Source organism: Nostoc sp. NMS8 (assembly GCF_017115045.1).
GTDB lineage: Bacteria > Cyanobacteriota > Cyanobacteriia > Cyanobacteriales > Nostocaceae > Nostoc.
Genome location: NZ_JABXKK010000093.1, coordinates 116,514 through 139,916 on the forward strand (window position 1 = coordinate 116,514; position 23,403 = coordinate 139,916).

The 23,403-nt window shown below is 42.5% G+C and carries 19 protein-coding genes; 8 read left to right on the forward strand and 11 right to left on the reverse strand.

Going from position 1 to position 23,403, the window contains the following annotated elements:
* Positions 1-154 precede the first annotated feature (154 nt).
* Complete coding sequence (locus tag HWQ39_RS21020) at positions 155-1,336, reverse strand: serine hydrolase (protein ID WP_292849215.1); 1,182 nt, start codon at positions 1,334-1,336, stop codon at positions 155-157.
* A 143-nt stretch (positions 1,337-1,479) separates the two neighbouring features.
* Between HWQ39_RS21020 and fdhD the strand changes: the two genes are divergently transcribed.
* Positions 1,480-2,319, forward strand: coding sequence for a formate dehydrogenase accessory sulfurtransferase FdhD (fdhD, locus tag HWQ39_RS21025; RefSeq protein WP_292849217.1), 840 nt, complete (start codon positions 1,480-1,482; stop codon positions 2,317-2,319).
* Positions 2,320-2,542: 223 nt separating this feature from the next.
* Here fdhD and HWQ39_RS21030 read toward each other — a convergent pair whose 3' ends face one another.
* The gene (locus HWQ39_RS21030; RefSeq protein WP_292849219.1) at positions 2,543-2,743 is read right to left on the reverse strand and encodes a hypothetical protein; all 201 of its coding nucleotides are present in this window, start codon (positions 2,741-2,743) and stop codon (positions 2,543-2,545) included.
* Between the two features lie 186 nt (positions 2,744-2,929).
* Here HWQ39_RS21030 and mnmE point away from each other — a divergent pair, with 186 nt between their 5' ends.
* Positions 2,930-4,324 (forward strand): tRNA uridine-5-carboxymethylaminomethyl(34) synthesis GTPase MnmE, encoded by a 1,395-nt coding sequence (gene mnmE, locus HWQ39_RS21035; protein WP_292849221.1) that lies wholly within the window; start codon positions 2,930-2,932, stop codon positions 4,322-4,324.
* A gap of 480 nt (positions 4,325-4,804) precedes the next feature.
* Here the strand turns inward: mnmE and HWQ39_RS21040 are convergent, their stop codons facing one another.
* The 4 genes from HWQ39_RS21040 to HWQ39_RS21055 all read right to left on the reverse strand — a co-directional run bounded on the left by HWQ39_RS21040 (position 4,805) and on the right by HWQ39_RS21055 (position 9,594).
* The gene (locus tag HWQ39_RS21040) at positions 4,805-5,824 is read right to left on the reverse strand and encodes a 2-oxoglutarate and iron-dependent oxygenase domain-containing protein (protein ID WP_292849223.1); all 1,020 of its coding nucleotides are present in this window, start codon (positions 5,822-5,824) and stop codon (positions 4,805-4,807) included.
* Positions 5,825-5,831: 7 nt separating this feature from the next.
* Positions 5,832-7,325, reverse strand: a complete 1,494-nt coding sequence (locus tag HWQ39_RS21045; RefSeq protein ID WP_292849225.1) for a BamA/TamA family outer membrane protein — start codon at positions 7,323-7,325, stop codon at positions 5,832-5,834.
* A gap of 102 nt (positions 7,326-7,427) precedes the next feature.
* Positions 7,428-8,240: a DUF3598 family protein gene (locus HWQ39_RS21050; RefSeq protein WP_292849227.1), complete on the reverse strand. Its 813-nt coding sequence runs from the start codon at positions 8,238-8,240 to the stop codon at positions 7,428-7,430.
* A 451-nt stretch (positions 8,241-8,691) separates the two neighbouring features.
* Positions 8,692-9,594, reverse strand: a complete 903-nt coding sequence (locus tag HWQ39_RS21055; protein ID WP_292849228.1) for an ABC transporter permease — start codon at positions 9,592-9,594, stop codon at positions 8,692-8,694.
* A gap of 259 nt (positions 9,595-9,853) precedes the next feature.
* On the opposite strand from HWQ39_RS21055, the gene def reads away from it, so the two are divergent.
* Both def and HWQ39_RS21065 read left to right on the forward strand, forming a co-directional pair.
* The gene (gene def, locus HWQ39_RS21060; RefSeq protein WP_292849230.1) at positions 9,854-10,417 is read left to right on the forward strand and encodes a peptide deformylase; all 564 of its coding nucleotides are present in this window, start codon (positions 9,854-9,856) and stop codon (positions 10,415-10,417) included.
* A gap of 11 nt (positions 10,418-10,428) precedes the next feature.
* On the forward strand, positions 10,429-10,632 hold the full coding sequence (locus HWQ39_RS21065) for a hypothetical protein (RefSeq protein ID WP_292849232.1): 204 nt from the start codon (positions 10,429-10,431) through the stop codon (positions 10,630-10,632).
* 69 nt (positions 10,633-10,701) lie between these two features.
* Here the strand turns inward: HWQ39_RS21065 and HWQ39_RS21070 are convergent, their stop codons facing one another.
* The 5 genes from HWQ39_RS21070 to HWQ39_RS21090 all read right to left on the reverse strand — a co-directional run bounded on the left by HWQ39_RS21070 (position 10,702) and on the right by HWQ39_RS21090 (position 20,364).
* Positions 10,702-14,223: an NB-ARC domain-containing protein gene (locus HWQ39_RS21070; protein ID WP_292849234.1), complete on the reverse strand. Its 3,522-nt coding sequence runs from the start codon at positions 14,221-14,223 to the stop codon at positions 10,702-10,704.
* 269 nt (positions 14,224-14,492) lie between these two features.
* Positions 14,493-15,842, reverse strand: a complete 1,350-nt coding sequence (locus tag HWQ39_RS21075) for an efflux RND transporter periplasmic adaptor subunit (RefSeq protein WP_292849235.1) — start codon at positions 15,840-15,842, stop codon at positions 14,493-14,495.
* Between the two features lie 59 nt (positions 15,843-15,901).
* A complete protein-coding gene (locus HWQ39_RS21080; RefSeq protein WP_292849237.1) occupies positions 15,902-16,180 on the reverse strand; it encodes a hypothetical protein in 279 nt (92 codons plus the stop codon).
* A 71-nt stretch (positions 16,181-16,251) separates the two neighbouring features.
* Positions 16,252-19,710 (reverse strand): efflux RND transporter permease subunit, encoded by a 3,459-nt coding sequence (locus HWQ39_RS21085; RefSeq protein ID WP_292849239.1) that lies wholly within the window; start codon positions 19,708-19,710, stop codon positions 16,252-16,254.
* A 54-nt stretch (positions 19,711-19,764) separates the two neighbouring features.
* Positions 19,765-20,364 (reverse strand): helix-turn-helix transcriptional regulator, encoded by a 600-nt coding sequence (locus HWQ39_RS21090; RefSeq protein ID WP_292849241.1) that lies wholly within the window; start codon positions 20,362-20,364, stop codon positions 19,765-19,767.
* Between the two features lie 778 nt (positions 20,365-21,142).
* On the opposite strand from HWQ39_RS21090, the gene HWQ39_RS21095 reads away from it, so the two are divergent.
* The 4 genes from HWQ39_RS21095 to HWQ39_RS21110 all read left to right on the forward strand — a co-directional run bounded on the left by HWQ39_RS21095 (position 21,143) and on the right by HWQ39_RS21110 (position 23,351).
* Complete coding sequence (locus HWQ39_RS21095) at positions 21,143-21,382, forward strand: hypothetical protein (RefSeq protein WP_292849243.1); 240 nt, start codon at positions 21,143-21,145, stop codon at positions 21,380-21,382.
* A gap of 80 nt (positions 21,383-21,462) precedes the next feature.
* A complete protein-coding gene (locus HWQ39_RS21100; RefSeq protein WP_292849244.1) occupies positions 21,463-21,684 on the forward strand; it encodes a hypothetical protein in 222 nt (73 codons plus the stop codon).
* Positions 21,685-21,818: 134 nt separating this feature from the next.
* Positions 21,819-22,631 (forward strand): PD-(D/E)XK nuclease family protein, encoded by an 813-nt coding sequence (locus HWQ39_RS21105; protein ID WP_292849246.1) that lies wholly within the window; start codon positions 21,819-21,821, stop codon positions 22,629-22,631.
* Between the two features lie 63 nt (positions 22,632-22,694).
* The gene (locus HWQ39_RS21110) at positions 22,695-23,351 is read left to right on the forward strand and encodes a GNAT family N-acetyltransferase (protein WP_292849247.1); all 657 of its coding nucleotides are present in this window, start codon (positions 22,695-22,697) and stop codon (positions 23,349-23,351) included.
* Positions 23,352-23,403: the final 52 nt, after the last annotated feature.

The window sequence follows — 23,403 nt, forward strand, 5'->3', positions numbered from 1 at the left end:
CCGGATGCATTAGGGTTGCATTTGGCGCTAACAGTTAAGTTAAGCTGCTACTTTCTTAGAAACACAAATTATTGAGAACTGAACATTGACCCAAAAAATACAAATAGGGCGAAAAACATAATGTCAGCCCTACAAGCATAATTACAAACTACTATCATTTATTTTCAACAACTTCCAGACCTGTCCTAGCTACTGATTTAATATCAACATTCTGATTGTTTAACAGCACTATTATGGTGGTATCTTGATTGGGTAAATATGCAAGCAATGTTACGAAGCCATAAGCTGTACCACTATGCCCAATTGCTTTTGCTAAAGGAGATGAAAACCTTTCGACACCTAACCCATAGCTATAGCCTTCGCCATTATCTTTAAATTTCAGCATTTCTTTCATCATCTTCGACGAAAGTAAGGTTTTTTTGACAAATAATGCTTTGGCGAATTTGGCTAAATCCTCTGCTGTTGAAACTAATCCCCCATCTCCTAAACCATTGCCATCATTGACTTGGGCGTAGCTATCTAGCTTACCATCCTTATTGCGATCGCCATAACCTGTAGCGACTTCTCCAATTGCCGATTCGCGCAGTTCTGTGAAGGTATGTTTTAATCCCAGTGGTTTTAAAATCTGACTGCGGATTGCTTGGGCGAGAGTTCCTTTTGTGATATTTTCAACAATCAGTTCCAAAAGAATGTAGTTGCAATCAGTATAAATAAATTTTTCTCCAGGATTTGCCTGCGGTTCTTCCTGGTACATATACTGAATAGCTTCTCTGGCTGTCCAAGGCTGTGAGCGACTTCTTTTCGCAGTAGCTTGAATAAACTCTTTTGTTTCTAGGTATTCAGCAACACCACTAGTATGGTTAAGCAGTTGACGAACTGTAATTTTGTCGCTGTTGACAATATGAGGAGTGATGTCTGTTGGTAGGTAGGTTGCGATCGCTCGATCTAATTCTATCTTCCTTTGCTCCACTAACTTCAGCACAACCACCGCCACAAAAGTTTTACTCATGCTGGCAATAGAAAAGCCATCTGTGGGTTTCATCCGAGTTTTACTTGACAAGTCATCCACACCAGATGCTCCTAGCCAAGAGCCTTTAGGTGTAATAATATACATTACTGCGCCAGGAATTCGCTGTTCTGCAACTATCTCATTTAAAAGTTTCTGTAGTCGAGAACTTTTTCCGGCGGTGGAGGTAGGCATAACTTGTTTAGCAAGAGATTTTCCAATTACTCTCTGACTAATGTTATCACCCACTAAATATCCTGTAAAACCGAGGGAAATTACAAAGACTATTGCAAATAAAATTTTGCTGAAAGCCAAAAATCTTAGGTTCATTTTACTTCCTAAACAGCAATCTAGCCGATCTAACTCAACAGCACAAAGTAGTTGGTGAGCATAAAACTGACATCTGATATACAAATAGCATTACTCTGTTTCCAGAGTAGTATCAAAATTTAAATTCACCAACTCCCAAAAATATGACAATGCCAACTAAAAGCAAAACCAAAACCACTGTTTGGGTAATGGAAAAAGGTCAAATACATCCTCGTTTAGATCATCTCACTACAGAGGAACCTTTAGAGATTCGTCTTGTTCCTTTCCAGAAGACGGTAGCTGTTACTATGCGGACACCAGGAGCAGATTTTGAACTAGCTGCTGGTTTCCTCTACAGTGAAGGAGTTGTTAGCCGCAGGGAAGATATTCGACGTATTAGCTACTGCGTAGATGAATCGGTAGATGGTGAGCAGCGCTATAATATCGTAAATGTAGAACTGCGGGATGGGTTAATTCCAGACTTACAGCCTTTGGAGCGTCATTTTTACACTAGTAGCGCCTGTGGGGTGTGTGGTAAAGCTAGCCTTGAGGCTTTGCGTATCCGGGGATGTCCAGTGATTCCTTCTGGCCCAACGGTAACACCTGAGATTATCTATAGCTTACCAGACAAGCTTCGGGCTGCTCAAAGTATCTTCACTGCTACAGGGGGTTTACACGCTGCGGCTCTCTTCGATGCTCAAGGACAACTGTTAAACCTGTGGGAGGATGTTGGGCGACACAATGCTTTAGATAAATTGATTGGTACAGCTTTGCTTAGTGACGAGTTGCCTTTAAATAATTGTATTGTCCTGGTTAGCGGACGCTCTAGTTTTGAAATTTTGCAAAAGTCTACAACTGCTGGAATTCCCATTGTCTGTTCTGTTTCCGCTCCTAGTAGTTTGGCGGTGTCTGTCGCTAAGGAATTCGGGATTACCTTAATTGGATTTCTGCGCGGAGAACGCTTCAATATTTACACTGGTTTACAAAGAATAAACGCTACTTAAGAACACGGTTTTTTAATGAAGAGTAACTTTTGTAGAGTGTGTTAAGCTCTTCCATATTTAAATTGCATCAGATAGGCGCTCATGTTACCCACCCCACAAGAGTTATGTTTAATTCGATTATGCAAATTAGATATTTTTTAGCTTATCCTCGAGAGTACAACACCGCATCGATGAAACAAAATTTTGTCTTTTATTTCATCTGAATTATTTTATACCCCGAATGCTATGGATCTTCAGGAAAAACCCATTTTGGCGGTTCCGTCATTTTTTTTCGCAGACGTTCTTGTGCCAACTCTAGCATTTTGTCTAAAGGAGTCTCTTCAATAAATTTTGTGGCTGCCTCTCTAAACTCGATATTGGGGCATTTATCCCCTAAAACACATCCGTTAACACAGGCTTGGGCGCAGTTAATCTTTTGCTCCATAGTAAATTCCTCTCTCTAAAAGTTATGAGTTATAATTTACGTCTCTAACTCTTCACTATCAGGTATAACCCTCCAGGTAAATTTTACCTTGTCAAGTTGCCATCTCATTAGTCTAAATACCTATCGTTCAGAAAGTTATGAGTTATGAGTTATGATTTTTACTCCTAACTCTTATCAAGGGCGCTCATGTCAGAACTCTTTGCTACAACTGGAACTATAGCCGCGATCGCTACTGCTGTTGTCCCCCAACAGGGTAGTGTTGGTATTGTGCGGGTGTCCGGTTCTCAAGCAATGGCTCTAGCCCAAAGTCTCTTTCATGCGCCAGGGCGACAAGTTTGGGAAAGTCACCGGATTCTCTACGGTTACATTCGCCATCCCCAGACGCAACAATTAGTGGATGAAGCCCTGTTGCTGATTATGAAAGCACCTCGTTCTTACACCCGTGAAGATGTCGTAGAATTCCATTGTCACGGGGGAATTATGGCAGTGCAGCAAGTATTACAACTGTGTTTGGAAAATGGGGCCAGACTAGCGCAGCCTGGAGAATTTACTCTCCGCGCCTTTTTGAATGGAAGATTGGATTTAACCCAAGCTGAAGGTATTGCTGATTTAGTGGGAGCTAAATCGCCCCAAGCTGCTCAAAGTGCCTTAGCTGGTTTACAAGGAAAATTAGCTCATCCGATTCGGCAGTTACGCGCTAACTGTTTGGATATTTTGGCAGAAATTGAAGCTCGGATTGACTTTGAGGAAGACTTACCTCCGTTGGATCATAAGTTTATCATATCAGAAATCGATAAAATTGCCGCAGAAATAACTAGATTATTGGAAACCAAAGACAAAGGTGAGTTGCTACGCACTGGTTTAAAAGTGGCAATTGTTGGGCGTCCGAATGTGGGTAAGTCGAGCTTATTGAACGCTTGGAGTCGTAGCGATCGTGCCATTGTGACTGATTTACCCGGTACAACCCGCGATGTAGTTGAATCTCAGCTAGTTGTCGGGGGAATTCCTGTACAAGTGCTAGATACTGCGGGGATTCGGGAAACAACAGACCAAGTGGAAAAAATTGGCGTTGAGCGATCGCATCGTGCCGCCAATGCAGCTGATTTAGTCTTGCTAACCATCGATGCCTCCGCAGGTTGGACGGAAGGCGATCGAGAAATTTACGAAAAGGTGCAACACCGTCCGTTGATCGTAGTGATTAACAAAATCGATTTATTACAAGAAGAGGATAGAAAAAATATTCAATCTAAAATTCAAGTTGCGAAATCCACAATTGTCACAGCCGCAGCCCAAAACCAAGGTATTGATGCTTTAGAAATAGCAATTTTAGAGATAGTTCAATCTGGAAAAGTACAAGCTGCTGATATGGATTTAGCCATTAACCAAAGGCAGGCAGCAGCTTTAACTCAAGCAAAAATTTCTTTGGAACAGGTACAAGCAACAATTGCCCAGCAGTTCCCTCTTGACTTCTGGACAATTGATTTAAGAGGTGCAATTCAAGCTTTAGGAGAAATTACCGGAGAAGAAGTAACAGAATCAGTTTTAGAGAGAATTTTCAGTAAATTTTGTATTGGAAAGTAGTTTAGTTATAAGATATTTTCACAGCCAGGGTTTGAAGGATTTATAAGCAAAATTTGAGCAATACGGTTCGGTTAAGATCCCCCCGCCTACGGCGACCCCCTTAAAAAAGGGGTAAAAGAGCCTTGAAAGCCCCCTTTAGCGCAGCCCACAAGCACTGATGCATTAGTTTCAATCCCTAATAGGGATTTTGTTGAATTGCAATAGCGGCAGCCTGGAAGCCAAGCTATATTTAGTTTTCAAGGTGCGGTTGCGCGAATTTAGGGTAATCATAGCATTAGAAAATTCCTTTGGGAAGAGTTCGGAAAAGATTGAAGACTGAAACCCACTTTTTGTAAGCGTTTCAGACGTTGCGCGGATGATGTTTGGGCAATTAATGAGGTGAAATGCTTGCTGGAGTTGGGATAGAAGCACTTTTTTAGGGCTGTGGAATTTGTACACCTACCCTTCCGCGCATTGGACGTACAGAAATGGCTTCAAACCCTATAATAGCGATCGCTGCAATTCTGGAAAAACTTTAGACACCTTACTCAAAACGTAATCACCATAGGTTCCGCGAAAATCATGAATGTTAGCTTGATCCCAGCGATCGCTATGATCATTTGCCACGATATGATCTAATTCAATCGGCTTCACTTCGACATCAAAATTGGGATCGAAAAAGAACGGGAACGAAAGGCGATGATTTCCCGATTGGTTTTGTACGCGATGAGGCGTAGAACGATACAAACCTGCTGTCATTTTCTCTAGCATATCGCCGATGTTGCACACAAAGGAACCGGGAACGGGAGGCGCAGCAACCCAATGTGACTTGGATTTAACTTGTAATCCGCCTGAGTTATTTTGCTTGAGAATGGTCAGAACGCCATAATCAGTATGTTCGCCAACGCCCCATATTGGCTCACCATCTGACGGTGACAAGTTTGGAGGATAATTGAAGATGCGAAACAACACTAAGGGATCTGAGGTGTAACGGTCAGCAAAGTAGGATGCTTCCAATCCCAAACTTAGGGCAATACCAGTCATTAGAGTGTGTCCCAAGTTTGTCATTGCTTCCATATATTCAAGCACTGTTTCGCCAAATTGGGGGATGTTGGCGGGGAAGAGATTGGAACCATACATCTGAGTACCAGCTTGCACTAGTGGGTGTTCTTTTCCCTGTTCTGCACCAAAGTAAATACCTTCCTTCAAGTCGGGTTTACCAGATGTCAGTTCGCCACCAACGGGGAAATAACCTCGCCATGCAATACCTGCTAAAGCCATACGGATTTTCAGTTTAGTTTCTAAATCCTGGGCGAAAAACTGGTGGCTGATTTCTTCGAGTCTCTGCTGCAAGTTTTCATCCACGCCATGCCCGATAATATAGAAAAACCCTGATTCTTGACACGCTTGGTTGATTTGTGATGCTACGGAATAGTAATCGCCTTTTCCAGAAACTAAGGCGTTAATATCAATAATCGGGAGGTGTAAAAACTCTTTATCAGCAACTTGTAAATTAGTCATATTACTATTAAAACCGCTGACCTGTGGTAACTTCCAATCTAACTTCTCCTTGGTCGCTAATTCCTAAGTCGCCTCGAATCAACCCAAAGGATGAATTAACTCGCAATCCTAAGCCGTAACCAAAGCCACTTCCAGGTTTGTTTCGCAGTACTCCTGGTTCGCCTAGTACGCTGTCGCTAGATCCGAAATCGGAAGCGAAGTCAGTAAACAGAACTCCTCCGATTGACTGAAAGATTGGGAAACGATATTCCACCGAAGCTAAACCATAACTCCGACCACTGGCGACTTTTCCATAACCGTAACCCCTGACAGAATCTAGTCCACCAATATTAAAAGCATCAGCTGGTGGAAAGTCTCCGATAATCGTACCAATTTGGAAATTAATCGCTAACATTTCGGGATTGTCGGTTGGTTTGCCGTTACCAATCCAACTAACTGGGAAATACTGAATATAATCTCCCTTGAGGCGATTACTGGAAATATTGCCCAGTCCAATGGGAATCGCTTGTTCTGTGCTGAGGGTGAGGATTGAGCCTTGAGTCGGATTGTTTCGACGATCGCGTTGATCTCTGGATACAGCAAATGATACGGTAAATAAGTCATCAATACCAGTACCGCTCACAGATAAAGGACTCCCTAATCTATCAATCTGTGCAACGTTATATTCGCGATCGCGTAGGCTAATCCTCGTATAATTAAGACTTATAGCTGTATCCCACTCATCAAAAGACTTTAAAACTCCTACAGAACCGCCAAACCTTCCCTCGCGCACTCTGTCCCCGTTAGACAATCTGATATCTTCGTTGAAGGTTCCCGATATATTACGACTACGAAAACCTCTGATGGTGTAGCCTAAGCGGTTTGGTTCTTCAGGACGATAACGACTAGTGAATTGACCATGAAATTGGACATCTTTACCGCTGATTTGCAAGGTTGTATCTAATTTATCGTTAATACCACTGATATTTGCATCTCTATAACCTACTTGACCGTATAGACCGACATCATCGTTATTACCGCCTCCGAAAATTAGAGCAGGGAATTCACGCTCTTTGATTTCATAGATGAGATTAACGCTTGTGGTGTCTTCTTGTCGATAAACATTGACTTCATTAAATGACTCTAATCTTCTCAACCGTTGCAAGTCTGCTTTTAGTAAATCTTCACGGAATACCTGACCAGGTTTGAGTTTCAGCAGACCAATGATAAAATCTTTTTGAGTACGTCCTTTAATCGGCTGACCTTTGTCATCGAGTAACTGATCTTTGTTATTTACAAAACGAATCTGAATATCTTTGACAATTCTCTGAGAAAACTCCACAGACTGAGTATCTACTGGAGTTGAACTGATATAATCACCAGATTTTGCATATCCTCCCTCTATCTGTAAAGTAGGTTCTACGCCATCCTCAGTAGAAAATTGCGAGTTTGCAATGGCTTCGAGATTTTGCCCACCTACTAACATTACTGCGATCGCAACTACAGTTATTTGAATACGCATAAATAAAGTTTTATCATTACCCGCATTTTGGGAACAGTTAAATTGCTAATGACTAATGACTAACGACTTCGACTTCCCCCCGACTTGAAGCCGGGGGATGAGTTAAAGCTTTCTTTGTTCAGTAACTAACGTTAGACTAACCCATTCGCCTTTATCGTTGTAGCTGCGAATCATTCGCTGGCGCAGATTTGGCTGGATTAACCAACCCACTTCCAGAAAAAATGGTTGGCGTAACTGCACCTTGAGAGGAGAAGTTGCAGAAGCGCCATCTGGTAAAAATAATACTTGTACCTGCTTTTGGGGGTCTTGGTCAAAGAGAACAATGGGGCCTTTGATGCTACCAGTTGAGGTAATTGTGCGTTCTGCAAACGAGGTATTTTGAATTAATCGCCCAGTATCATCAAGTTGTAATTTGAAGGTTGTAGAGTAAGTATCAGACGAACGCCAATCTGGATATATTGTAATTGCTTCGCCCTGCCATTCTCCCAACAAATCATTTATCTGCAAGGGTGGACGTTCTGCTGCTGGCGTTCTGGCGAGATGTTCTCGAATTAAGATGAGTTCTTTTAGCTGACCGATATTATCAAAGAGTTGCACCAGACGCAAGCGGCGATTTTCATGAACAAAGGCGAGTTCTCCACCAAATTCGGAAAATGGCCCTAGCTGAATTAAACCTTCAGAAAATGAACCATTTTCAAAAAACAGCAGACCCCCTCCCACAGAACTAAAATCTCTAATTACATCTTGTCCCGAACGACTCAGAGTCAGACGCACTTTCTGGCTATTATTCAAATGTTCTAGGGAAAGACAACTAGGAGTATCGTTCAAAAGTATTCCTTGGGGAGAAAAATTGGTAAATGAACCTTCCCAAACACCGAGATTCTGCAAAAAACATTCCCATTGTGATTTTGTCATTAGTCATTAGTCCTTCGTCATTTGTCCTTTGTCATTTATCACTTATACTGAGCGTACCCCTGCGGGGAAGCAAGCTACGCGTAGCGTCTCGTTGGCGCAGCCTCTCGTAGAGAAGTATTTGTGCATTGGTCATTTGTCATTTATTAGCCTTGATAAGTTGATATGTAGGTTTAATTTCATATTCGTTCAAGCAAAACTTCAGTTATTCTTTTAAAATTTTTAAAATTTCGAGTTCAGAAGTCGAAGTTCCGAGTTTAGAAGTCGGAGTTCCGAGTTTAGAAGTCGGAGTTCCGAGTTTAGAAGTCGGAGTTCTGAGTTCAGAGGTCGAAGTTCCGAGTTCAGAGGTCGAAGTTCCGAGTTCAGAGGTCAAAGTTCTGAGTTCAGAGGTCAAAGTTCCGAGTTCAAAGGATAAATGACCAATGACAAAGGACAAAGGACAAAGGACAAATGACTATCCTTTAGCAAAACGTCTGACAGCAAATAAGCTTCCCATTAATCCTACAGCTGCACCGAAACTCAAAAGAATCAGGGGCAATAATAAAATTTCTCCTGGAGTGAGTTGCACTCTGTTGGTGATGACTTGGATAAACTCAGGTTGATTAACTAGCAACTTACCGAGAAACTGTTGAATCACAGAAATGAAACTCCAAGCGATCGCACCACCAACTAAACCAAAGGCAATTCCTTGTAAAATAAATGGTAGGTAAATCCAAACAGAAGTTGCTCCCACTAGCTGCATAATTTCAATCTCTTGGCGACGCGCCATGACAATTAGCCGAATTGTGGTGGTAGTGACTGCGATCGCTGTTAAAGTCAGAATAATCGTAATTGTGAAGGTAATCCAGTTCAAACCTCGGTGCAACTGGGCAATGCGTTTGACTGCTTCATCAACATACTGTACCGTTTCAACTCCCCGTAATTTAGCCAACTGGGTTGCTAAGTTTGGCACAACTTGAGAATTACGGGCTTTTACCTTCATCTCATCAACCAGAGGATTTTCACCTAGTTGCTGGGTAGCACCTTCAATATCAGAAATTCTCATTTCCTTAACTAACTTCGTCCAAGCTTCTTCTTTGCTAATGGTTTGTATCCCAACCACCTCTGGCATTTTGGCGATTAGTGGCTCAATATTTTCCATCCGCGTATCTGGTTCGAGGTAAACTGATACCTCTAGCTGGCTACCAAACTGATAGAGGAGTTTTTCGACTTGCCAAGAGGTTTGCAGACTCAAGCCGAATAAAAACAGCAACACCGTTACAGTACTGACAGCTGCCCAATTCATCCAACCTCCCCGCAGTAAACCGAGGAAAGTTTCTTTCAGTAGATAGTCAAGTTTCGTGAGAGATTTAAACACAAATCACCCTAGTCAATAATTCGTAATTCATAGTTCCCAATTTCCACTCGAGAGTAATGAGTAATGAGTGATGAGTAATGAGTGCTGAGTAATGAGTACTGAGTGCTGAGTGGGGAAGAAGTAAGGGAGTAGGGAGAAGAATTTTCCCCTCCGCCCCCTGCACCCTGCCCCTCTGCATCTTTTCAATTCCCAATTCCCCACTCCCCAACTTGATAGAATTAAAATAATAGGAATTTTCACCATTTAGCCATCAAGACTCATGCCCTCTGAAATTGCTGTAGAGAAAAAAAAGTTAAAAAATCCACCTTTGGAGCTTCATTATTTAGGCGATCGCGTGTTGCGTCAAGCTGCAAAGCGAATTTCTAAAGTAGATGATGAACTTCGCCAAATAGTGCGCGAAATGCTGCAAACTATGTACAGCAAAGATGGCATTGGTTTGGCTGCACCCCAAGTAGGAATTCACAAACAACTAATTGTCATCGACCTAGAACCAGAAAACGCAGCGAATCAGCCTTTGGTGTTGATTAACCCCACCATTAAACAAGTCAGCCGCGACCTCTGTGTTGCCGAAGAAGGATGTTTAAGCATTCCCAATGTATTCCTCGACGTGAAGCGCCCCGAAGTCGTGGAAATCGCCTATAAAGACGAATACGGTCGTCCCCGGACATTAAAGGCTAATGACCTTTTGGGACGCTGCATTCAGCACGAGATGGATCACCTCAACGGTGTGGTATTTGTAGACCGCGTGGAAAACTCCTTGACTTTAGCCCAGGAGCTATCTAAGAATGGCTTCTCGTATCAAGCGGTGAAACCAATAGCATAAGGGGGCTAGTAGTGTATTTAACTCCAAAAAGCAGTTTATTTCTGGGTGGTTCTTGTGTAAGTGCGATCGCCGCCGTCGGTTCGATTTTTGAACTGGCTTACGGACAACCAGATTTTGGTGTCACAGCCACGGCGATTATCCTGGTATTGAGCATTCCACTCACAGGATTATTTTTCTTTGCCGCAGTTAAGGACGCAAGGGCTAACATGAAATAAGCATCAGGTACATAAAAAAGGTAAAGGAATGAATGAAAAAGGCAAAATTCATTCTTTTACCTTTTATTTTTACTCTCCATTTTCCACTGCCCCTAAAGCTTTTAGCGTTACTAGCTGCGCTGTGGTTAGCCCTGTAACCCCGGTGATATTCATTCCTTCGTAGGGTCGTGGCGATCGCAATGTTCTTACACACTCACCCGTCGACACATCCCAAAGCTTAATTGTCTCATCTTGGCTGCCACAAATCAGGGTTTGACCATCGGGACTAAAGGCAACCGATCTTACCCAATTAGCCCCTGGCAAAGTTTTCAGGCACTTGCCATTGTAGACATCCCATAGTTTTACTGTTTGGTCTTCACTAGCACTAGCTAAAATTTGCCCATCGGGACTAAAGGCAACTGACCAGACTCGATTTGTATGTTCTTGCAAGGTTGCAAAGCACTTGCCCATATAAATATCCCATAACTTCACTGTTTGGTCATCACTGCCACTAGCTAAAGTCTGGCCATCGGGGCTGAAAGTCACTGACCTGATGCGATTGCTATGTCCCTCTAAAACTTGGATACATTTTGCTGTATAAATATCCCATAACCTGACTCTTTGGTTTTCACTGCCACTAGCTAAAGTTTGACCATCGGGACTAAAGGCAACCGATCTTACCCAACTGGTATGCCCTTTCAAGGTTTGGAGACATTTGCCGGTGTGGACATCCCATAATTTCACTGTTTGGTCGTCACTGCCGCTAGCTAAAATTTGACCATTGGGACTAAAAGCAACTGACCTAATTCGATTGGTATGTTGCTGCAATTTTCTGAGGCATTGTCCCGTCTGAACATCCCATAATTTAATTGTTTGTTTTTCGCTGCCGCTAGCTAAAATTTGACCATCAGGACTGAAGGCAATTGACCGTACCCAACTGTTATGCCCCTCCAGAATTTTGATAAATTTATCGTTGCGGACATCCCATAATTTTACTGTTTGCTTTTCACTACCACTAGCTAAAGTTTGACCATCGGGACTGAAGGCAACTGACCTGACTCGATTGCTATGTCCTTGCAAAGTTGTCAAGGATTTACCATTTTGAACATTCCATAACTTCACTGTTTGGTTTTCACTGCCACTAGCTAAAGTTTGACCATCGGGACTGAAAGCAACTGACCGTACCCGATTAGTATGTCCTTGAAAGGTTTTTAGACAGTTACCATTACGGATATCCCATAACTTCACTGTTGGGTCATCACCACCGCTAGCTAAAGTTTGCCCATCGGGACTGAAAGCAACCGACCATACCCGATTAGTATGTCCCTGTAAGGTTTTCAGGCATTTTCCATCACGAACATCCCATAATTTTACGGTTTGGTCATCACTGCCAGTAGCTAAAATTTCTCCATCGGGACTAAATGCAACTGACCTGACCCAACTACTATGACCTTGTAAGGTTTTCAGGCATTTTCCATCACGAACATCCCATAACTTCACGGTTTGCTTTTCACTACAACTAGCCAAAGTTTGACCATTGGGACTAAAAGCAACTGACATAATTCGATTGGTATTTCCCTGCAAAGTTATCAGACACTTGCCGGTGTGGACATTCCATAACTTCACTGTTTGGTCTTCACTGCCACTAGCCAAAGTTTGACCATCAGGACTAAAGGCAACTGACCTGACCCAATTGCTATGTCCCTGCAAAGTTTTCAGGCATTTACCATCATGAACATCCCATAACTTCACTGTTTGGTCATCACTGCCACTAGCTAAAGTTTGACCATCGGGACTAAAAGCTACTGATTTTACCCAACTGCTATGTCCAATACAAGTAAAAAGTAGCTTGCCATCGTCAACTTGCCACAAGTAAGTTTTGCCATCAGCATCACCTGTAGCCAAAAGTTTTCCATTGGGGCTAAATGCTACTGACGAAATACTAACTAATGTTTCTGCAAAAACGGACTTAGCTAAATCAGTATTGGTAAAATTCACTTGATGCAAATTCACGCTTTGTAAATATGCTTGCCAAATAATCAAGTTAGAAAAGTCATAGCCGCTAAAATCAGTTTGTAATTGACAAAGGATATTTAGCAGATTTCCACCTGCATAAGCTGCTGTTTGGGGAACCTGTCGGAGATACAATAAAATTTGATATAGATGATGTTCAATATTTTTAGCATATCTAAAAATATTTAATAATCTATCTACGATTGGTTTAATAATCAGGGTAATTTGAGTATTTCTAATATAATCTTTGGCCGTTGCTTCCATTAAAGCATGGCTCATAAATAGTATCAGATCGCCAGTGGTAATTTCGTGACAAACCTGTTCAACCAGTCGGTCGGTCATGTATTCCATCACTACAGACTGGAGGGTGAAAAGTGCTGTTCTTTGTTCAATTAGCGATCGCCGTCGTAGTGATTCTAGTGCCTCCAGTACTTCCCTTTTGGGCAAGGGACGCACAATATCATTGAGCAATTCGTCTAGAGAAACTAACTCGCGCTTGATTGCTAGCCAATAAATTATTTCTTTTTCGATCTCTGATAATCGCTCGAATTGCTGGTCTAGTAAATTTCGGGTGTCGCCAAAAATAATCTCACCTTCAGCCAGAAAGGCAGCAATATCACCACCAAATAACTCCCGAATTGGTTCAGAAACTAACTTTAACGCCAAAGGATTACCAGAATACTTTTCAACTAGTTTGGCCCATTCTTGTGGTAAGCCAAATAACCCTTTATCCTGGAGAATTTCTTGTCCTTCTGTTTGTTCTAAACCGAGTAACGATAATGTTCTAACTGGTGATTCTTGTCCTTCTAAAGGAGCAAATTCTTTTGGTTTTTCGCGAGATGTCAGCACCAAACAGCTTTGATGTAGTTCTTCTCCAACCCGTTGCAGTAGTTGACCATAATCTTCGTATTCATGTCTATAGTGTCCGGCGCGATCGCCTTCTTGTAAAATTGTCTCTGTATTATCAAATACCACAAGACAACGATGTTCTCGTAAATAATGAATCAGCAGTGTTACTCTACAATCTATGCTTTCTGGCAAATCTGTTTCTCTCTCATCAGATAAAAATCCGATCAGGTTTGCTAACATTTCGGCTACGGGTGGCGCATTGCGGAGACTTCGCCAAATCAAATACTCAAAGTTTTGCTGAACTTCCTTTGCCAGTTTCACCGATAAAGCAGTTTTGCCAATTCCGCCCATTCCCAATATTGCCACTAGTCGGCAATTATCTTCAATTAGCCACTGCTGTAGCTGAGACAATTCTGCTATGCGTCCCCGAAAAAAGCAAACACCAGGTGCTTCACCCCAATCTTCGCGGTTTTGGGTAATGGATTTTTCATTCAATAAAGATGCTTGATACTCAGATTCAATAACTTGCTGTAACTTAGTGAGCTTACCTGGGCCGCTACCAATAACATTAAATTTTTTGTAAACTTCGCTTAATCTTTTGCGTACTGCTTCGGCACTGATTGCCAATTTTTTCGCGATCGCATTTGGCGATTGTCCCTCAACAGCATATAAAAACACTTCTATCTCGCTGCTAGACAAGCACCGTTTTTCGGCAAAAGCCAAAAGAACGTTTTCGGGAATCACACTCATACTCACACAAAGACACAGTACAAACCAATGTTATCTCACATAGTGAGATAACATTACAGACATTTGTTGCTCTGCGAATACTTTCTTGAGCTTTATCGTTTTTTTCTGATGAGGTGCGCGATCGCGCCAATGAGTTTAGTGTACCTCACATAAACAGTGCTGAGTTTAGGAGTTAGGAGTTAGGAGTTACTATTATTCCCCCTGCTCCTCTGCTCCCCTGCCCCCTGCCCCCTACTCCCTCCCTTATCCCAACGATAATTAGCTGCGACCTACTTTGTTGGTGCAACTGGCTGCACGCGCAAACCCTCTGTCTCATCAACCGTAGGAGTGGCAATCAGCGATTCATTTCCTGTCAGACCTGATGTAATTTCTATTTCAGTACCATAATCTCGCCCAACGGCAACTTTTTGATAATGCACTGTGTGGTCTTTGGTTACAGTTGCTACCTGCGTACCTCCGCCATTAACGACTAAAACACTATCTGGCACAACAAAGGGAGGATTGGTGCGGTTAATGGCAAATCTGACATTGGCATACATCCCAGGTCGCAGCGTCGCGTCTGAATTCTGGACTTCTAATTGTGTCAGTAAGGTGCGAGTAGTTGGATCTATAGCGTTGCTAGTACGCACTACTTTACCCGTAAACACTCGTTGGGGTAACTCTCTGACTGTAATTTGTGCTGTTTGTCCAGTTTGAAGTGACTGCGATAAACTCTGGGGAACACTCACATTTACCTTTAGATTGTCATAAGCGGCAATAGTATAAAGGCTGCTATTGCTAGTATTAGTGTTGCTGGTGTTGCTGGTATTGCCATTACCTGCTGAAATTAAAACACCTGTATTGACGTTACGTGCAGTAATCACTCCTGCAAAGGGAGCAGTGACTTTCTTATAAGACTGCAATACGGTATTACGCTGGAAGTTTGCTTGACTTGCGTAGGCGTTAGCTTGTGCTGCTTTGATATTGGCAGAGTCAGAATTAATAGTGTTTTGTGCTGCCTCAACGCTAGCAAGATTAGCTTGATACGTGGCATATTTTGTATCTGCATCTTGTTGAGGTACTGCACCTTGCTTGACAAGAACTTGCCAGCGCTCCCAACTCTGACGCGCTATCAAGAGATTAGCGCGGGCTTGCTTTAAATCAGAAACACTTTTAGCTAAATTAGCACGAGTTTGAGACACATTGGCTTGTGCTTGCACTACCTCTGCCTTCGCTTGTAGAACTTGCTGATCGGTGTCTGGTGAGTCAATCTCCGCCAACAACTGACCAGCTTGGACGCGATCGCCAATATCTGCATACCACCGCCGTAAATAGCCAGTACTGCGAGCGTAGATGGTCGTTTGATTCAGGGCTACAACATTGCCAGGTAGTTCCACTTTCGTAGCACCAGTAGCGCGGCGGGGAGTGATTACGTTCACTGAGGGTACTGTGCTTGCTTCCTTGACTGCTGCTTGTAATTCTGACTTTTGGCTTAACCGGGGTAGAATACCTATCGCCAGTAAGCTACCAAAAAAAACAGTACCAATTACAGCCCAACCAATTCCACCGATGCCACGTTTTTGTTTTCTAGAAGTCGTTTGTTGTTCAGAATCAGGAGATGGACGATGTTGAGAATCCATAGGTAAACTGTCCTGTATTATCTAAGAAAGCAGAAATTTAGCAGCTAGAGTCATTGTCATTACCTTATTAGACTTCTTGCAGAAGTGGAATAAGGGGTAAGGAGTGAAAGGGAAAGCGGCTCAGAAAAAACCTTTCCTCTACGGTGTACACACAAGTTGTTGACCTGCATCTTTGTTGCATCGACCTGCACCTTTGTTGCATTGACCTGCACCTTTGTTGCATTGACCTGCATCTTTGTTGCATCGACCTGCACCTTAGTTGCATCGACCTGCACCTTAATTGCATCGACCTGCACCTTAATTGCATCGACCTGCACCTTTGTTGCATCGACTTGCAAAGATTAATCTCCCCTACGTTACGTAGTAACTTTAAAAGATTTGTGTGTACACCGTAGCTCCTAAAATCTGTCTATGACTTGCCTTCAGATGATGACAACGAATATGCTGTCCGTGAATCGGAGAAATTTAAATCGTCATCATCCTCATCAATAGGACGAGGTGGTTGACGCCTCATAATGCTGTATACAACAGGTACAAAGATCAGAGTTGCGACTGTTGCAGCTGACAAGCCACCAATTACAGCGCGACCCAAAGGCGCATTCTGTTCACCACCTTCACCAAGACCAAGAGACATTGGCACCATCCCAATCAGCATGGCTAAGGCAGTCATCAACACCGGACGCAACCTTGTATAGCCTGCCGCTAGGGCTGCTTTATAGGCATTGTCCCCTTCTACACGTTGCTCGTTAGCAAAAGTAATCATTAAAATACTGTTTGATGTCGCTACACCTATACTCATAATTGCACCCATTAACGAAGGGACGCTTAGAGTGGTGCGGGTGACAAACAGCATCCAAATGATCCCTGCTAAAGCACTTGGCAACGCCATCATAATAATCAGGGGATCGAGCCAAGATTGGAAGTTCACTACCATTAAGCAGTAAACCAACACAATTGCAAACACAAGTCCTAAACCAAGTCCCAAAAAGGAAGAGTTCATCGTTTGCACTTGCCCGCGAATATTAATCTGACTTCCCTTAGGCAATTTTTTCTGATAATCAGCGATGATGCGATTGACATCGCCGGCAACTCCCCCCAGGTCACGACCAGAGGAGTTAGCGTAGATATCAAAAACTGGCTGAATGTTGTAGTGATTCACAACTTGCATCACTGTGTCGCGTTTCACACTAGCCAAATTACCTAAAAGTTGCGGTGCAGTTTGACCGTTGCCAACTGGCGTATTTTTCAGGCTGTCAATAGAGTCAAGTTTATATTGGGGAACTTGTACAGCCAGAGTGTAACTCACGCCTTTTTTGGGATCGAGCCATTGGTTGATTGCAGCTTGACCGCTTGAACTTAAGGAAGTGAGGACGCTATTGGCAACATCACGCTGGGTCATACCCAATTGTTGAGCCTCAGTGCGATCGACATCAAGACGTAATTTGGGCGCATCGACAACTTGCTGAAGATGTACATCTACAGCCCCAGGAATACGCGTCATCCGCGCGGCGATTTGTTGGGCAATTTCAAAGTTAGCTTTTGAGTTTTTCAGAGGGCCAGATATTTGCACATCAACAGCAGCAGGCAAACCGAAATTGAGAATTTGAGTCACAATATCAGCCGGCTCAAAAAAGAAAGTGTAGTTGGGAAATGTCGCTTTCAATTTCTGGCGGAGTTCTTTGACGTAAGAAAAAGTTGCACCAGATTCTTTTAGGGATACAAGAATATCAGCATCAGCCTGCCCAATTGTCGCGCCGTTGTAGCCATAAGTAAGGTTAATGCCACTGGTGGGTAAGCCGATGTTATCCAGAATTAGAGCGAGATTCTCTTTCGGTACAGTCTGGCGGATAACACCTTCAACTTCGCTGACAATTTTTTCTGTCTGTTCCAAACGAGTACCTGGTAAGGCTCGAACATGGAGGCTAAACTGACCACCATCGACTTCCGGGAAAAAGTCTTGACCGACGAACGGCAACAAAACTCCGGCACTGACAATAAATGCACCAAATAGCACAAAGACTATACTGCGGTGATTTAATGCTGAGGTCAGAACGTTGTAGTACCAACTGCGAAATTTCTCAAATTGTCGGTTAAATTTTTCGTGTAGCCGCCATATCCAATCTTTCTTCACAGGTTTGGCAGTTGTCGTTGTTGCTTCTTCTGTTTGGTGGTTGTCGTGACCATTATTGTGAACTGGCGAATCTAAATGATGGTCGCGATTATCATGGATTTCGACTAGTGAATGGCTGTGGCGATCGCCGTGACCATTATTATTTTGAACTGGTGAATCTATATAATGGCTGTTGTTACCATTATTATTTTGAACTGGCGAATCTAGATGATGGTTGTTATGACCATTATGCTCCTCGTTTTCTCTATGCCAGTCCGCTTCGGATGGTAAAAGGTAACTTGCCATTGTCGGTACTACAGTCCGAGATAGCACATAAGAAGCAAGCATCCCAAATACTACCGCCATCGCTAGGGGGACAAATAGATACTTTGCCACTCCACTGAGAAACACGACCGGCACAAAGACAATACAAATACATAATGTTGCTACAAGTGCTGGAGTAGCGATTTGCTGCGCCCCATCTAAGATTGCTCGCTTGATGGGTTTACCTTGTCCGAGATTTCGGTGAATATTTTCAATTTCTACTGTGGCATCATCTACCAAAATACCAACAGCTAAGGATAAACCACCTAAGGTCATGATGTTGAAAGTTTGTCCCAAACGACTCATGACAATAATCGAAACTAGCATCGAGAGAGGAATCGATACGGCTACAATTACGGTGCTGCGCCAACTTCCCAGGAAAATCAAAATCATCAGCGCGGTGAGACAGGCTGCAATCAATCCTTCTTTGAGAACGCCTTCAATAGAAGCTTTCACAAATATAGATTGATCGAACAAAAACGCTAAATTCAGTTCTGGGGGCAAGGTGGATTGGATGCGAGGCAAAGTTTTTTTGACTCGCTCGATCACATCAATAGTTGAAGCATTGCCACTCTTCAGGATACTAAGTAAGCTCGATCGCCTGCCATTCTGACGTACAATGTTCGATTGCACACCAAAGCCATCTCTTACCTGGGCGACATCACGAATGGAAATGACAGTACCATTAACTTGCTTAATTGGCAAGTCGTTGAGGGCTGCCACCACATTTGGACTATTGTTGATTTGGACGGCGAAATCGCGATCGCCTATTTTCATATCCCCTGCTGGCAAAACCAAGTTTTGGGCACTGACAGCATTAGTCACATCTTGGGCAGAAATGCCATTAGCCAACATCGCTTGGGGATCGATATCAACCATAATTTGCCGAGGTTTACCACCATAGGGCAGAGGTACACTCGCTCCTTGCACTGTTGCTAATTGGGTGCGGACGAAGTTGGTAGCATAGTCGAAGAGTGCTTCTTCCGGTAAGGTTTTGCTACTGACGCTCATCTGGATAATCGGCACCGAAGAAGCGTTGTATTGAATGATGAATGGCGGTGTAATCCCAGGTGGCAAAGGGCGAAGAATTGTTTGGCTGACAGAGGTAATTTGAGCGACTGCTGAGGCAATATTAGCGTTGGGTTGGAAAAAAACCTTGACGACACTAACACCACTCAAAGATTGCGACTCAATATGTTCGATGTCACCAACGGTTGTGGTCATAGCGCGTTCGCTAATGGTGACGATTCGCTGTGCCATTTCCTCGGATGTCGTACCAGTGTAAGTCCAAACTACGCTGACAACCGGAATGTTAATTGCGGGGAAAATATCAACTGGTGTACTAAATATTGTTACTACACCAAGGATCACAATCATCAAAGCGGCGATCGCGAATGTATACGGAAGACGTAAAGCAATTTTGACGATCCACATAGTTAGTTAGGATACTTCAAAAGTTTTTTGTGTTATGGCTGTTTTACTCAGCACTCAATACTCAGCACTCTTGATAGAGGTTGGCGTTCGAGCTAATTGCAGTTGTTCTATTTGGAGTTGCTCAACTAGCCACTCAATTTCTGATTTGATCACTTCAACCGCACGCCTTTGCACTTTCCCTTGATATAAATCATCAGTAACTTCTAGTGCTTTTTTCTCTGTAAGGCGTAACTGACATGACATCAATCGATGTTCAATTAACCGCACTCGTTCTTCGGGTAATAGATAACCAAAGAAAAAGAATTTGATTAGGAATCGCGATCGCGCATTCACCCAGCTTTCATGAGGATGTGACAACATCTCTTTATACCAAGTGTTTTTACCGATGGTTGTAATATCATATACCTTTCCACAATGCCCACCTTCTTCTATTTGTTCTGCACATAAGCTCACTTCACCTTGTTTTTCCATGCGCTTCAGAAGAGGATAAATCGCACCATAGTTGACACAAATACTGCAACTCATAAACATATCGAGTTGCTGTTTAAGCCGATAACCGTTTAATGGCTCTCGCTGTAATAAACCTAATACTGACAACTTCAGCATTTTGATTGAAGCATTTTGATATATCAATCTGATATGTTGATTAACCATATCAAATTGAGCCTTTTTAGCCAAGTACTTAAGGTTTAGTTGTCAGAATTCCTTGTGATCTCACATAAGTTACCTGTGTACTGGCTACGGGTGAGTGAGGCAGGTTAGTATTTTTTATTTGAAAGTCCCTTTGGCACGAAGGAACTTCCAACAAAGAAATTACCAAATATTGTGGGGTGGGCATCTTGCCCGCCCGTATACGAAGGCGGGCAAGATGCCCACCCCACAAGAAGTAGCTGAGTATTTTCTTATGTGGAAGTCCCAAAAGTCAGGATTAATTTGGAGACTTCAGCCGAGTTTGTAGTATCTTACGCTATTTAAATAATTTTCTTTATAGTTTACCTTGACCTAGGTAACCAAGTTACTTTATAGTGAGGTTAACAGCAAAACTACGGTAACTTAGTAAGCTTACGGGTGAATTAAAGAAACTTAGTGAGTAATAGATGAAGGCAAAGGCTGGAACTGCAAATTCTGAAAAAGGCAAATATACAAATTGCCTGTAGGAATTTCAAGGGTTCAATGCGCGTGGTACGCTTCTGTGCGATTACGCGCATTGAACATCTAACCAGATTACCCTGGTAATTCATCAAAGAGCTTAATTTTTCACGAGCTGCAAATATTAAGACCACCTTCGTTGGCATTCCCACTCTACTCAGGAGTAGGACTGTTGTGTATTTTGACTTGGTGGGAACAAAACTGTGGATATTCGCTGTTTCTTTAGTGTGTCAGGGGAGTGCTAACTGCTGCCTAGATTCAACTTTCAAAACAGGAAAAAACTATGAAACCCAGTCTCAAAGATAACGATAATCTGCTGTTCAGGTGGTTTTTTATAGGACTCAAATATTTTCTGCTGGGGCTGCTGGGGCTGGTAATAGCCTTGGTTGTGTCTCACACTTTAGGTGCAAATGCGATAGTTGGGATGCTTTTATCCGCAAGTCTACGGTTATGGGTTGCGAGGATAGCAATTTTCCTAATCTGTCTATTTGCGATCGCAATGATATTTGAGTCTTGGGGTTAAGCCCATCTTGGCAATAAATAGCCTTTGACTAACTTCCACTTAGCCAAAGGCTTCGTAACTTTCCATTTGGAGATTATATCATGCCCAACAACAACGGCTCTGGGTTAGAACCAATTTCGCCACTTTTAGTTATCTTAGTGGCAGGATCTATTTCTTTAACGATCGTTAACAAAGCTAATCACCCGGCATATTTTGACATCGTTAAAATAGCTATGGCCTACAGCTTTGGCTCAATCAAGTCCCAAGGAAAAACTAAACATTCCAATCACCAGGATGAGGTAGATCAAGACGAGTTGAAATAGCAGACGTGAGACTATCTTTCAGGAGTACTGAGTGCTGTACATGGATAGCGGGGCGTTTAACCCAGCACTCGTTACTCAGCACTCAGAACTATTTCGGTGAGTTGCAGATTATAATTTACTTCTAAAATAGAAGAATGCTATCAACTTCAACTCAAATATTGCGACTGTCTCAAGGACAACTTAACTTACTAGAAGCTTGTCCGCGTAAATTTCAACATACCTACTTAGAAAAACTCAATTCCCCCTCGAATCCAGAACAAGAAGAACGGCTAACTTTGGGTAGTCGCTTTCACTTGCTAATGCAGCAGCGAGAAATGGGTTTGCCTATTGATAGTTTCCTGCAAGCAGATGCTCAATTGCAAAGCTGGATGCTAGGTTTTGCCGATGCAGCCCCAGAAATCTTAACGGCTGCATCTGATAATCAAACTTTCCGTGAAAGTGAACACTATCGCACTCTGCAACTTCAAGATTATTTGCTGACAGTTGTCTATGATTTATTGATTGCAGATAACCAACAAGCGCAAATTCTCGACTGGAAAACCTATCCAAAGCCACCCAATAAACGCAAGTTAGAATCCAACTGGCAAACACGGCTTTATCTGTATGTATTGGCAGAAACTAGCGACTATTTGCCAGAAAAGATTTCCATGACTTATTGGTTTGTCCAATCTGAAGGCAAACCCCAAAATATTAAATTTAATTACAGTACTGCTCAACACGCACAAACAGGAAAGAAACTTAATCAACTATTAAGCCAGTTAACTAATTGGTTGGAAAATTACCAAAAGAACCAGCAGTTTCCGCAAGTTGTGGAGGGTAGTAAAAACTGTGATTATTGTCAGTTTGCCAAAAGGTGCGATCGCATCCAAGCTATTGAAGAAGCAGTGAAAGAATCATTGCCAAATTTTGACAGTATTCAAGAAGTCTTACTCAACCCTATAAATTAGAGGATGTTTGTAAAATCCAATCGGGGTATAAAGAAGTTATAACTTTTAAATTTATGTAAATTTATGTCGACCTTTGATGAAACTGAAGCGATTTATGTACGCGAATTAGGAATTGACGATATTGCTCCCGTTTACCACTTGGGAGAAGGGTTATTTACTAGCGATTTATATCCTTATTTATACCGCACCTGGGACGAGTGGGAGGTAATTGGACTTTACAACACCGATCCAGAATACTGTCTTGTGGCTGAAACAGAGGGAGAATTAGCCGGATTTGTTTTGGGAACCATCATCACCAAAGCATCCTGGACTTACGGATACATTTTATGGCTGGGAGTTAGCCCGAAGTATCAGCGTCGAGGAGTAGCAGACAAATTGGTTGATAAAGTCGTCGCTCGGATGATTGAAGATGGGGCGCGGTTTATGCTAGTAGACACTGACCCCACCAATACTTCAGCATTAAAGTTTTTTAACCGCAAAGGTTTTGGTAATACTCGCCAGCATATTTTCTTGTCGATGAATTTAAGCAAGCACGAATATTATGGCAGATTGATTGATTACGAACACCAAAAAGCTGAAAGAGCGGGTTACAAGCGTTCGCGTCCAGCAATTCGTGCCCGGAAAGCTGATAGTGTAGCTAATGAAGTCATCCTCAATCCTCTCGTGAATGAATCTCAAATAACTGAGGAGCAATCTCCAGCTTCACAACAGTTAGAGTAAGCTAATCGGCATTTAAGCTGCATAATATAAATGCAGAGTAGATTGAAAGTAA